General features: G+C 62.4%; 11 protein-coding genes. 1 reads left to right on the forward strand and 10 read right to left on the reverse strand.

The features are described from left to right. The 10 genes from aauR to FQ664_RS06100 form a co-directional block, all read right to left on the reverse strand. Positions 1–1,329 carry a two-component response regulator AauR gene (gene aauR / locus FQ664_RS06055; protein WP_144170835.1) on the reverse strand — a complete coding sequence of 443 codons (1,329 nt, stop codon included), beginning with the start codon at positions 1,327–1,329 and terminating at the stop codon, positions 1–3. Then, positions 1,326–3,230, reverse strand: a complete 1,905-nt coding sequence (gene aauS, locus FQ664_RS06060; RefSeq protein WP_144170836.1) for a two-component sensor histidine kinase AauS — start codon at positions 3,228–3,230, stop codon at positions 1,326–1,328. Before aauS ends, aauR begins: the two co-directional genes overlap by 4 nt. A gap of 73 nt (positions 3,231–3,303) precedes the next feature. Then, positions 3,304–4,038 carry an amino acid ABC transporter ATP-binding protein gene (locus FQ664_RS06065; protein ID WP_144170837.1) on the reverse strand — a complete coding sequence of 245 codons (735 nt, stop codon included), beginning with the start codon at positions 4,036–4,038 and terminating at the stop codon, positions 3,304–3,306. Then, a complete protein-coding gene (locus tag FQ664_RS06070) occupies positions 4,035–4,706 on the reverse strand; it encodes an amino acid ABC transporter permease (RefSeq protein ID WP_075046155.1) in 672 nt (223 codons plus the stop codon). The genes FQ664_RS06065 and FQ664_RS06070 overlap by 4 nt, the downstream gene beginning before the upstream one ends. Then, positions 4,707–5,453, reverse strand: a complete 747-nt coding sequence (locus FQ664_RS06075; RefSeq protein WP_144170838.1) for an amino acid ABC transporter permease — start codon at positions 5,451–5,453, stop codon at positions 4,707–4,709. Positions 5,454–5,595: 142 nt separating this feature from the next. After that, the gene (locus tag FQ664_RS06080) at positions 5,596–6,513 is read right to left on the reverse strand and encodes a glutamate/aspartate ABC transporter substrate-binding protein (protein ID WP_144170839.1); all 918 of its coding nucleotides are present in this window, start codon (positions 6,511–6,513) and stop codon (positions 5,596–5,598) included. A 322-nt stretch (positions 6,514–6,835) separates the two neighbouring features. Further along, positions 6,836–8,362 (reverse strand): glycerol-3-phosphate dehydrogenase, encoded by a 1,527-nt coding sequence (gene glpD / locus FQ664_RS06085; protein WP_144170840.1) that lies wholly within the window; start codon positions 8,360–8,362, stop codon positions 6,836–6,838. Positions 8,363–8,535: 173 nt separating this feature from the next. Then, the gene (gene glpR, locus FQ664_RS06090) at positions 8,536–9,291 is read right to left on the reverse strand and encodes a DNA-binding transcriptional repressor GlpR (RefSeq protein ID WP_144170841.1); all 756 of its coding nucleotides are present in this window, start codon (positions 9,289–9,291) and stop codon (positions 8,536–8,538) included. A 196-nt stretch (positions 9,292–9,487) separates the two neighbouring features. After that, positions 9,488–10,987: a glycerol kinase GlpK gene (glpK, locus tag FQ664_RS06095; protein ID WP_144170842.1), complete on the reverse strand. Its 1,500-nt coding sequence runs from the start codon at positions 10,985–10,987 to the stop codon at positions 9,488–9,490. A 50-nt stretch (positions 10,988–11,037) separates the two neighbouring features. Beyond that, a complete protein-coding gene (locus FQ664_RS06100; RefSeq protein ID WP_144170843.1) occupies positions 11,038–11,889 on the reverse strand; it encodes an MIP/aquaporin family protein in 852 nt (283 codons plus the stop codon). 304 nt (positions 11,890–12,193) lie between these two features. Between FQ664_RS06100 and ybaK the strand changes: the two genes are divergently transcribed. Then, positions 12,194–12,664, forward strand: a complete 471-nt coding sequence (gene ybaK, locus FQ664_RS06105) for a Cys-tRNA(Pro) deacylase (protein WP_144170844.1) — start codon at positions 12,194–12,196, stop codon at positions 12,662–12,664. The last annotated feature ends 21 nt before the right edge of the window (positions 12,665–12,685 follow it).

Below are 12,685 nucleotides of genomic sequence, written 5' to 3' on the forward strand. Positions count from 1 at the left end.
TCAGCCGAGGCCGTATTTTTTCACTTTGTCGAACAGCGTGGTCTTGGCCATGCCCAGCTCCTGGCTGGCCTGGCTCAGGTTGCCGCCAGTGCGTTGCAGGGCGTCGCTGAGCAGGTTGCGCTCGAAGGCTTCCACCGCCTCGGCAAAGCCCAGACCTTGGCTGGCACCACCGCTGGGGCCTTTCTTGAACGCCGGCAGGCCGAGGGCATAGCGTTCGGCGACGTTGCGCAGTTCACGCACGTTGCCCGGCCAGTCGTGGGCCATCAGGCGCGACAGGGTCTGGCTGTCCAGCGTCGGTGTTTCACGGTCGAAGCGCAGGGCCGACTGCTGCAGGAAGTGTTCGAACAACTGCAGGATGTCTTCGCGGCGCTCGCGCAGCGGCGGGAGCTCCAGGGTTACCACGTTCAGCCGGTAATACAGGTCGCTGCGGAACTGGCCGCTCTGGCCCATGGCATCCAGATCGGACTTGGTTGCGGCGATAACCCGGCAGTCCACCGCAATGCTCTGGTTCGAGCCAAGCCGCTCCAGGGTGCGCTCTTGCAGCACGCGCAGCAGCTTGATCTGCAGGTTGATCGGCATGCTCTCCACTTCGTCGAGGAACAGCGTGCCGCCGTTGGCGTGTTCGATCTTGCCGATGCGGCGTTTGCCGGCACCGGTGAAGGCGTTGGCCTCGTGGCCGAAAATCTCGCTTTCGAACAGGTTTTCCGGCAGGCCGCCACAGTTCAGCGCCACGAACGGCTTGCCCTGGCGACGGCTGAAGTCGTGCAGGCAGCGGGCGACCAGTTCCTTGCCGGTACCGGTCTCGCCTTCGATCAGCACGTTGGCCGAGGTATCGGCGACGTTGGCGATCAGTTCGCGCAGGTGCTCCATGGCTGGCGAGCGGCCAATGATGCGCCCCTCCAGGCTGCTTTGCTCGGCCAACTGGCGGCGCAGGGCCACCACTTCGCGCGACAGCCCGCGCTGTTCAAGGGCGCGGCGTACCACGTCGACCAGGCGCTCCGGGGAGAAAGGCTTTTCCATGAAGTCGTAGGCGCCATTGCGCATGGCGCCAACAGCCATGTCGATATCGCCGTGCCCGGTGATCAGCACCACCGGCAGGCTGCGGTCGCGGGCCTTGAGGCGGTTGAGCAACTCCAGGCCATCGATGCCCGGCAGGCGGATATCGCTGACGACGATGCCGGCGAAGTCGTCGCCGATGCGTTCCAGCGCTTGCTCGGCGCTGCCCACGCCTTCGCAGGCAATGTCTTCCAGGGCCAGCGCCTGTTGGCAGCCGAGCAGCACATGCGGGTCGTCTTCGACGATCAGGACGGTAAGAGGCGCTTGGTTCATGGGTGCTCTGCCGATTCGCTAGGAGGGGAGACCAGGGGCAGGGCCAGGACGAAGGCCGTGCCACCGCTGACGGGGTGCTCGACGTTGAGACTGCCCTTGGCGGCGGCGGCAAGGCTCGCCGACAGGGTCAGACCCAGGCCCAGGCCGTGTTCGCCCGGTTTGGTGGTGAAGAAAGGTTCGAACAGGTGCTTGCGCGCCTCGGGGTCGATGCCGTGGCCATTGTCGCGCACCTGCAAACGGTACTTGTCGCCCTGCAGCTCGCCTTCCAGCCACAGTTGCGGCAGCGGCTGGGCTGCCATGGCATCCAGGGCGTTGCCGATCAGGTTGACCAGGATCTGCTCCAGGCGGGTCTGGTCGATGGCCAGTTGCTGGTCCTCGAACTGATTGTGCAACTGCAAGTGGCAGGCGCTGATGCGGTTGGCCAGCACCTGCAGGGTGGCGTCCACCGCCTTGGCCAGCGAGGCCTGGCCACTGTCTTCACCGCGCCGGGCGAACGAGCGCAGGCTGGCGGTGATGCGGCCCATGCGGTCGATCAGGTCGTTCATGGTGCGCAGGTTGGTGCTGGCGGTTTCCAGCGCCCCGCGTTCGAGGAAGCGCACGGTGTTGCCGGACAAGGTGCGCAGCGCGGCCAGCGGCTGGTTCAGTTCGTGGGCAATACTGGTGGACATCTGCCCGATGGCGGCCAGCTTGCCGGCCTGTACCAGTTCATCCTGGGCGTGGCGCAGGGTTTGCTCGGCATGCCGGCGCTCGCGAATCTGGCCCTTCAGGCGTTCGTTGCTGGCGCGCAGGTCGGCCGTGCGTTCGGCAATCCGTCGCTCCAGCTGGCTGTTGGCCTCCTGCAGGGCCTCGCGGGCTGCCAGGCGGGTGGCGATGACCTTGCGTCGTTCGTTCCAGGCGATGCCAAGAATCGCCAGCAAGGCGAAGGCCACGCCCACCAGGATGCCCTGCACCATGGATTCGCGGCGCAGGTCCTGCAGCGGGGTCAGCAGGGTGAAATGCCAGGGCGTATCGGCCAGGCGCCGGGTCTGGGCCAGGTAGGCCATTTCGTGCACCTTGCCCTGTGCTGTCTCGCTGTTGGCCGGGAAGGTCAGTTTCTCTACGCCATCGGCCAGGGTTTCCCGGGCCAGGGGCTGCAGTTCGTTCAGCGGCCACCAGTAGTACTGCAGGCTACGGGCCAGACGCTCCTTGATTTGCGGGGTCAGCGGGCGTACCGACTTCAGGCGCCGGGCCGGGTCGCTGGAAAGAATGATGATGCCGTTCTCGTCGCTGACGAACGCCTCCAGGCGGGCACGCTGCCAGCGCTCCTCGAGGGTGTCCAGGCGCACTTTGATCACCGCCACACCAATGATCTTGCCGTGCTCTTCCAGGCCATGGGCCAGGTAATAGCCGGCCTCGCCGGTGGTACTGCCGATACCGTAGAAACGCCCAGGCTCGCCGCGCACGGCGGTCTGGAAATAGGCCCGGAACGACAGATCCTCGCCGAGGAACGAGTCGGCATCGCGCCAGTTGCTGGTGGCCTGGACCCGGCCATTGGTGTCGAGGACGAAGATGGCCCGGCTGCGGCTGCGCCGGTTCAGGCCTTCGAGGTATTCGTTGACGATCTGCCGCGAGCCGCCGTCAGGGTCGGTGAGCAGGTGCGAGACGCTGTCTTCCAGCTCCAGCAGGCTCGGCAGGTAGGTGTACTTGCTGATCTCGCTCTCGACCGTGCGCGCGTGCAGCTCCAGCTGGCGCTCGCCATTTTCGCTGAGGGTGCGGATGCCGTTGCTCTCGCTGATCAGGTAGCCAACCATTCCCAGGCCGACCATCAGCAGGATGATCAGTGGCGGTAACAGCAATTGGCGGAGCAGGCGGGATTTCACGGCAGGCTTGGCAGGGAGAAGAAGCGAAGGATCGCATTTCATCACAGTGGCCTTGTCACGACCAGCGCCTGCTGCCCGAAAGGGCAGCGGCGCCGACCGCTTCAGTGAAGCAAAATCAGTGTTGCAGGATCTTGCTGAGGAAGTGCTGGGTACGCTCGTGGCGGGCGCTCGGGTTGCCGAAGAAGTCTTCCTTCTGGCAATCCTCGATGATGTTGCCCTTGTCCATGAAGATCACGCGGTTGGCCACTTTGCGGGCGAAGCCCATTTCGTGGGTCACGCACATCATGGTCATGCCTTCGTGGGCCAGTTCGACCATCACGTCCAGTACTTCATTGACCATTTCCGGGTCCAGCGCCGAGGTCGGTTCGTCGAACAGCATGACGATCGGGTCCATCGACAGGGCGCGGGCGATGGCCACGCGCTGCTGCTGGCCACCAGACAGCTGGCCGGGGTGCTTCTTGGCGTGGGCCCCGAGGCCGACGCGGTCGAGCAGGGCCAGGCCCTTCTTGGTCGCTTCCGCTTCGCTGCGGCCAAGCACCTTGCACTGGGCAATGGTCAGGTTCTCGGTGATGGACAGGTGCGGGAACAACTCGAAATGCTGGAACACCATGCCAACACGCGAACGCAGCTTGGGCAGGTTGGTCTTGGGGTCGGCGATCGAGGTGCCGTCGACCACGATGTCACCTTTCTGGAACGGCTCCAGGGCGTTGACGCACTTGATCAGGGTGGATTTGCCCGAGCCCGACGGGCCACATACCACCACCACTTCACCCTTCTTGACCTCGGTGCTGCAGTCGGTCAGTACCTGGAAGTCCCCGTACCACTTGTTGACGTTCTTGATGGAAATCATACGGTGATCCTTTTTTGCAGGCGCTTGACCAGCCACGAAGCGGAGAAGCTGATGAGGAAGTACACGACACCGGCGAAGATCAGGAACTCATGGGAGCGCCCGATGATATCGCCGTTGGAACGTGCCGAGTTGAGGAAGTCCACCAGGCCCACGGTGTATACCAGCGAGGTGTCCTGGAACAGGATGATGCTCTGCTGCAGCAGCAGCGGGGTCATCTTGCGGAATGCCTGGGGCAGGATGATCAGGCGCATGGTCTGGCCGTAGGTCATGCCCAGGGCCTGGGCTGCGCCCATCTGGCCCTTGGAGATCGACTGTACGCCGGCGCGGACGATTTCGCAGAAGTACGCGGCCTCGAACATCATGAATGCCACCACGCAGGAGGTGAAGGCACCCACCGGGGTATCCTCGCCGGTGATCCAGCGCAGCACGAACGGTACCGCCAGGTAGAACCAGGTGATTACCAGCAGCAGCGGGATCGAGCGGAAGTAGTTGACGTAGGCACCGGCCACGTTCGACAGCAGCTTGCTCGACGACAGGCGCATCAGGGCCAGGATGGTCCCCAGTACGATGCCGCCGACCACGCCCATGACCATCAGTTGCAGGGTCATGACCATGCCTTCCCACAGGGCAGGCAGGGCCGGGATGATTTCGCTGAAATCCATGTCCATTTATTTGCCCCCTACGGAAATCAGGCCGGGCACCGAGACTTTCTTCTCGACCATGCGCATCAGCAGCATCAGGCCCATGTTCAGGGTGAAGTAGATCAGCGTGGCCAGGGTGAAGGCCTCGAACAGGTTGGCCGAGAATTCGGCGGTCTGCTTGGTCTGCGCCAGCAGTTCCATCAGGCCGATCAGCGACGCCACCGACGAGTTCTTGAACACGTTCAGGAATTCCGAAGTGAGCGGCGGAATGATGATCCGGTAGGCTTGCGGCAGCAGCACGTTGGTGTAGATCTGCGACAGGCTGAAGCCCATGGCGCGGGCGGCGGCTTCCTGGCCGCGGGGCAGCGCCTGGATGCCGGTACGCACCTGTTCGCACACGCGGGCGGCAGTGAACAGGCCCAGGCAAATGACCACGCTGATCAGTGCCGAGGTGGTCGGGTTGAGGTCCTGCTTGAACCATTCCTGCAGGCCTTCTGGCAGCAGGTCCGGCACCAGGAAGTACCAGATGAACAGCTGCACCAGCAGCGGCACGTTGCGGAACAGCTCCACGTAGGCGGTGGCGATGCCTGATACCAGTCGGTTCGGCACGGTGCGCATGACACCGAGCAGCGAGCCCAGCAGCAAGGCGATGATCCAGGCGGTGATGGCGATGGCGATGGTCCAGCCCAGGCCGGTGACGTACCAGTCCAGATAGGTTTCGCTGCCCACGCCGGTGGACTTGAAGAACACGCCCCAGTCCCAGTTGTAATTCATCGGGATTTCCCCTCAGACGATTGTTTCACGGGCACCTTCGAGCATCCGAGAGCGCTTGGCGCTCCCGGATGAAAGGTTAGACACTAATGAGCGGCCTGCTGAATTGATGGGTGCTGTTGAGCACCAGGCCACTATCTGAGAGTCAGGACTTCTTCTCGTCCGCGGCCTTGTCGGTCGGCTCGGCGATCAGTTTCTTCAGCTCTTCGCTCATCGGGAACTGCAGGTTCAGGCCCTTTGGCGGGATCGGCTTCAGGAACCACTTGTCGTAGCTCTTGTTGACTTCGCCTGACTTGAAGTAACCGACGATGGCGTCATCGACCGCTTTCTTGAAGGCCGCGTCATCCTTGCGCACCATGCAGCCGTAGATCTCGTACGACTGTGGGGTACCGGTAATGACCCAATCCGACGGCTTGCGAGCCTTGGCCATTTCGCCGGCGAGCAGGGCGTCATCCATCATGAAGGCCACGGCGCGGCCGCTTTCGAGCATATTGAAGGCTTCACCGTGGTCCTTGGCGGAAATCACGTTCATCTTCATCTGCTTGTCGGCGTTCATCGCTTTGAGGATGCGCTCGGAGGTGGTACCGGCGGTAGTTACCACGTTCTTGCCGGCCAGGTCCGGGAAGTCCTTGTATGCTGGCTGACCGTCCTTGACCTTGGTCAGCAGGCGGGTACCGACTTCGAAGATACCGACCGAGAAGCCGACTTGCTGCTGGCGCTCGACGTTGTTGGTGGTGGAGCCGCACTCGAGGTCCACGGTGCCGTTCTGCACCAGCGGGATGCGGGTCTGGGAGGTGACCAGGTTGTAGCGGACCTTGATGTCCGTACCCAGTTGCTTCTTCAGGGCGTCGACGACAGCCAGCTGGATATCATGCGAGTAGCCCACGGGCTCGGGCTTGCCGGCCAGGTAGGAAAACGGGATGGAGGAGTCGCGGTGGCCCAGGGTGATGGTGCCCGAATCCTTGATCTTCTTCAGGGTGCCGGTCAGTTCTTCGGCCATGGCCGGCGAAGCGATCACAGCGGCCGCGATGGCGGCGCCCAGCAATTGACGAACGATACGCATCAATTTTTCCTCGACGTGTTTGTTTTTTTTATGGAGCCGTTGGCGGACTCTCTCGTTCAACGAATACAGCAGGAAGCGAGTGCATTCGGCTACCAAGTGTAGAGCATGAGTCGTGCCAAGCCCTGATGTTGATCATAACGCCGTGAAAAAGCTGGGGATCAAGGTTTTCTGAGGTATTTTACTCGTTGGCTATTGTCCGGTTTTCCGAATGGATTGGTTGTCGTGAGACGGAAAACCGAACGAATATGGCGCGCTGGTGATCTTGCCCGGAGGGTTGACCAACTACTGGCCGCCGCAAGCCATGTTGCGGCGGCCGGCACATTCAGGCGGCCTGTTGTGCTTGAGTTTGTCGCAGGTAATCACGCAATGCCTGCTGTTCGGCGGCGCTGGTGAAGAGCCCCAGCTTGGTACGACGCCAAAGAATGTCTTCGGCGTCGTGTGCCCATTCTTCATTGAGCAGGTAATCCACTTCGCGACTGAACAACCCTCCCCCGATGGACTGGCCGAGATCCTCAGGCCCATGCACACCGTCCAGCAGGCGCCAGACGCGGCTGCCATAGGTGGCTGCCCAGCGCTTGGCGATATCGACCGGCAGCCAGCCACAACGCGCCAGGATGGCATCGACCAAGGCCTGGATGGTGGTCATGTTTTCGCCCCCGGGCAGCGCCGCGTCGGCAGTCCAGCTACCGCGCATCTGAGCGAAGAACGGCTTCAGTTCGCCCATGGCCGACTCCGCCAGTTTGCGGTAGGTGGTGAGCTTACCGCCGAACACCGACAGCAATGGCGCCTGGCCCTCGCCTGCGGACAGCGCCAGGGTGTAGTCGCGGGTGACTGCGGAGGGGTTGTCCGACTCGTCGTTGCACAGCGGGCGAACGCCCGAGTAAGTGTGCAGGATGTCGGTGTGGCTCAGCTGGTGGTTGAAGTGCTCGTTCACCACCTTCAACAGGTAGTCGGTTTCCTGTTCAGTGATCGTCACCTTGGCCGGATCGCCGCTGTATTCGCGGTCGGTGGTGCCGATCAGGGTGAAGCGTTGCAGATACGGAATGCAGAAGACGATGCGCTGGTCCTCGTTCTGCAGAATGTAGGCGTGTTCGCCTTCGTACATGCGCGGCACGATGATGTGGCTGCCCTGGATCAGGCGGATGCCGTAAGGGGCCTCGAGCTTGAGGTCGTCCTTGATGAAGCTGGCGACCCACGGGCCGGCGGCGTTGACCAAGGCGCGGGCGCGAATGTTCTGCAGGCTGCCGTCGGTGTGCTGCAGCTCCACGTGCCACAGGCCATCGACGCGCTCGGCGCGCAGGCAACGGGTGCGGGTGTGGATGTGCGCACCATGTTCCCGTGCGGCCATGGCATTCAGCACCACCAGGCGGGCATCGTCCACCGCGCAGTCGGCATATTCGAAACCACGGCTGATTGCAGGCTTGAGCGGGTAGCCCGGGCCGAAGCGCAGGCTGCGCGAAGCACCCAGGCGCTTGCGTTTGCCCAGGTGATCGTAAAGGAACAGGCCGGCGCGAATCATCCAGGCCGGGCGCAGGTGCGGGCGGTGCGGCAGCACGAAGCGCATCGGCTTGACGATGTGGGGGGCTTTGGCCAGCAGCACTTCACGCTCGGCCAGCGCTTCACGCACCAGGCGGAATTCATAGTGCTCCAGGTAGCGCAGGCCACCGTGGATCAGTTTGCTGCTGGCCGACGAGGTGTGCTGGGCCAGGTCGTCCTTTTCGCAGAGGAATACCTTTAGCCCACGCCCGGCGGCGTCGGCAGCGATGCCCACGCCATTGATGCCGCCGCCGATCACGGCGAGGTCATAGCAGTCGGCGAGTGGGGGCTGGGACGAAACGGGCTGGGACACGGGCAAGGCCTCCTGAGGCTGTTCACATCGAATATGAACATTGATGTTCGTTTTCGAAAATACTAGCGCAACAGAAAGCCGGTCGCCAGTCAGTCTTTATAGAAAAAACTGATCAGATGACAATAAAGTGAACATTTACGAAAATGGCGGGCCGTCTGGCAGCCCGCTGAGGTTCAGACCACTTCGAGGCGGATCTTGTATTGGTTGAGCTGCTGGGTAAGCGCTGGCGTCGGTGCCTGATCGGTTACCAGGCAGTCGACCAGGCTGATCGAGCCCATGCGCACCATGGCGTTGCGCCCGAATTTGCTGGAGTCGGCGGCGAGGATCACTTGTCGGGCATTGGCGATGATCGCCTGGGACACCCGCACTTCCTGGTAGTCGAAGTCGAGCAGGCTACCGTCTTCGTCGATGCCGCTGATGCCCACCAGGGCGAAGTCGACCTTGAACTGGTTGATGAAGTCGACACTGGCCTGGCCGACCACGCCGCCATCGCGGCGCACCGTGCCGCCCGCCACCAGCACTTCGAAATCATCCTTGGCGGCAAGGATTGCGGCCACATGCAGGTTATTTGTAATGACCTTCAGGTGATTATGGTTGAGCAGCGCCCGGGCGATGGACTCGGTGGTCGTGCCAATGTTGATGAACAGCGAGGCATGGTCGGGAATCTGCTGGGCTACGGCCTCGGCGATGCGTTGCTTTTCGTCGCGCATCTGGTCGGCACGCATGGCGTAGGCGGTGTTCTCGATGCTCGAGTCGTAGGCCGCGCCACCGTGGTAACGGCGCAACAGGTTGAGCTCGGCCAGCTGATTGATATCACGGCGGATAGTCTGCGGAGTGACGACGAACAGCTGCGCCATTTCCTCGATACTGACGTAACCGCGTTCGCGCACCAGTTCGAGGATTTGTTGTTGGCGAGGGGGCAGATTCATGGGCGGTCCTTTGGGGCTGCCGGACAAATGCTGCAATGATGCCGTAGGACGCGAACTACGACCAGTGGACTATCGGGCCTGCTGTTGCACGCGGTCCCTGTGGGAGCGGCTTTAGGCGCGAACACCGGCGCAGCCGGTGCCATTTTCGCGGGTAAACCCGCTCCCACAGGATTTGGGCAAGCTATCGCGCCGGGGATCAGGCCTCGTGATCTTCCCAGTCACGGGTGCGCTCGACCGCTTTCTTCCAGCCGGCATACAACTTCTCTTTCTGCGCTTCATCCAGTTGTGGGCTGAACTCGCGCTCGATGATCGCTTTGTCGCGCAACTCGTCCAGGCCGCTCCAGAAACCACAGGCCAGGCCTGCCAGATAGGCCGCGCCCAGCGCCGTGGTTTCGCGCATCTTCGGCCGCTCCACGCAGGTGCCGAGGATGTCGGCCTGGAACTGCATGAGGAAGTTGTTGGCCACCGCACCGCCGTCTACGCGCAGCTCGGACAGGCGCTGGCCGCAGTCCTGCTGCATGGCGTCGAGCACATCGCGGGTCTGGTAGGCGATCGACTCCAGTGCCGCACGGATGATGTGGTCCACCTTCACGCCACGGGTCAGGCCGAACAGCGCGCCACGGGCATACGGGTCCCAGTACGGGGCACCCAGGCCGGTGAAGGCGGGCACCAGGTATACGCCGTTGCTGTCCTTGACCTTGCTGGCGAAGTACTCGGTATCCAGGGCGTCGTTGACGATCTTCAGCTCGTCTCGCAGCCATTGCACGGTAGAACCACCGTTGAACACCGCGCCTTCCAGCGCATAGGCCACTTCGCCGCGTGGGCCGCAGGCAATGGTGGTGAGCAGGCCATGGGATGACTTCACCGCCTGGTTGCCGGTGTTCATCAGCAGGAAGCAGCCGGTGCCGTAGGTGTTCTTGGCCTGGCCCGGCTCCACGCACATCTGGCCGAACAGCGCCGACTGCTGGTCGCCAGCGATACCGGCAATGGCGATGCCGCTCTTGGTGTGGCCGTAGATCTCGGAAGAAGGCCGTACCTCGGGTAGCATCTGCCGTGGGATGCCGAGGATTTCCAGGAGCTTGTCGTCCCACTGCAGGCTGTGGATGTTGAACATCAACGTGCGCGAGGCGTTGGTGTAATCGGTGACATGCACCTTGCCACCGGAAAACTTCCAGATCAGCCAGGTATCGATGGTGCCGAACAGCAACTCGCCACGCTCGGCGCGTTCACGGGCGCCTTCGACGTTGTCGAGGATCCACTTCAGCTTGGTACCGGAGAAGTACGGGTCGGTGACCAGGCCTGTGGCTTCACGAATGTAGTCTTCATGGCCGTCACGCTTGAGCTGGGCACAGATCTCGGTGCTGCGGCGGCACTGCCAGACAATGGCGTTATACACCGGGCGCCCGGTTTCCTTGTCCCACACCACGGTGGTTTCACGCTGGTTGGTGATGCCCAGCGCAGCGACCTGAGCGTGGCTGATGCCTGCCTGGGCCAAGGCTTCGACCATGGTCGCGCTCTGTGTGGCGAAGATCTCCATCGGGTCGTGTTCGACCCAGCCCGCCTGCGGGTAGTGCTGGGCGAACTCGCGCTGGGAGGTTCCCACCACATTGGCGTCACGATCGAAAATGATCGCTCGCGAACTGGTGGTGCCCTGGTCCAGGGCGATGATGTAATTCTTATCCTGGGTATCTGTCATGGTCGTAGGCCTTGCAAAAAAAGGGGGCAGGACTGGGCGTGATGCCGGCATCAATTGGCTTGAGTATCGCCCTGGCGATCGTCATTTGTCTCAGGGTTCATGGCGGCTGCCGTTGGCAGGTTGCGGGCGATCAGGCCGCGATAGGTCGCGGCCCCCAGGCAGGCGCCAAGGATCGGGGCAAACACCGGAACCAGGAAATAAGGCATGTCCCGACCGCCAGTGAAGGCGATTTCGCCCCAGCCGGCGAGGAAGGTCATGAGTTTTGGCCCGAAATCGCGGGCCGGGTTCATGGCAAAGCCGGTCAACGGACCCATGGCGCTGCCGATCACGGCGATCAGCAGGCCGATCAGCAGCGGGGCCATGGCGCCGCGCGGCAGGCCGTTGTCGTCGTCGGTCAGGGCCATGATCACGGCCATCAGGATGGCGGTGATGATGACTTCGACCAGGAACGCCTGACCGGTGGACAACGACGGGTGCGGATAGGTGGAGAACACCGAGGCCAGCTCCAGGCTACCTTCGCTACCGCGCAACATGGCATGGGCCTGTTCGAAATCGAAGAACAGGTTGCTGTACAGGGTGTAGACCAACGCTGCGCCACAGAACGCACCGCATACCTGGGCCAGCATGTAGAAGGGCAGCTTGCGCTTGTCGAAACCGGCGAACAGGGTGAGGGCGATGCTCACCGCCGGGTTCAGGTGCGCGCCGGAAATGCCGGCGGTGAGGTAGATCGCCATGCTGACGCCCACACCCCAGATGATACTGATTTCCCACAGGCCAAAGCTGGCACCCGCGACCTTGAGCGCGGCGACGCAGCCGGTGCCGAAGAAGATGAGCAGTGCAGTGCCGAGAAATTCGGCCAGGCACTGGCTGGACAGCGTGGGTTGGCGTAGAGCAGTCGTCATGTATGACCTCGTTTTTTTTTGTTGTGAGGCGCGTGGCGCTCGACAGCAAAGCCCGGAGTCTATCCCCATTGACCCCAGGCAGATCTAGGAAATGCACCTTGAAAGTGCACCATTTATTCAGAAACGAAAAAATATAGACAAGAAACGCTGATGTCAAAGGTCGAAAGTGAACGTTCGGTCACGATCTGGCTGCTGATTTCCGGCGCGGATCCGCGTACTAGAGGGGACGATTGCGGTGCGCTGGCTGCACTGTGGGAATTGTCCTAAAGTAAGCGCCGAGCTGTCCCCCGACCGGAGCCCCTGCATGACCCCCGCCCTAGACCTGTTGAAGAAGCACCGCGCCGAGCACCGTGTGCATAGTTACGAACATGATCCCAAGTCGGCGTCATATGGCCTGGAAGCTGCGGAAAAGCTCGGTCTCGACCCACAGCAGGTGTTCAAGACCTTGCTGGCAAGCAGCGAGAAGGGTGAGTTGCTGGTGGCGGTGGTGCCTGTGGTGGGTACGCTGGACCTCAAGGCCCTGGCCCATGCTGCCGGGGTGAAAAAGTGCGAGATGGCCGACCCGGCGATGGCGCAGCGGGCTACAGGGTACCTGGTGGGAGGGATCAGTCCGCTGGGGCAGAAGAAGCGCCTGCGCACCTTTATCGATGACTCGGCACAGAACTTTGCAACCATCCATGTCAGCGCCGGCCGGCGTGGGCTGGAGGTGGAGTTGGCGGCAGCGGTATTGGCCGAGCATACCCAGGGCAAGTTTGCCGGCATCGGCAGAGGCTGAGCATATCGGGGCCGCAAAGCG

Source organism: Pseudomonas persica, assembly GCF_900291015.1.
GTDB lineage: Bacteria > Pseudomonadota > Gammaproteobacteria > Pseudomonadales > Pseudomonadaceae > Aquipseudomonas.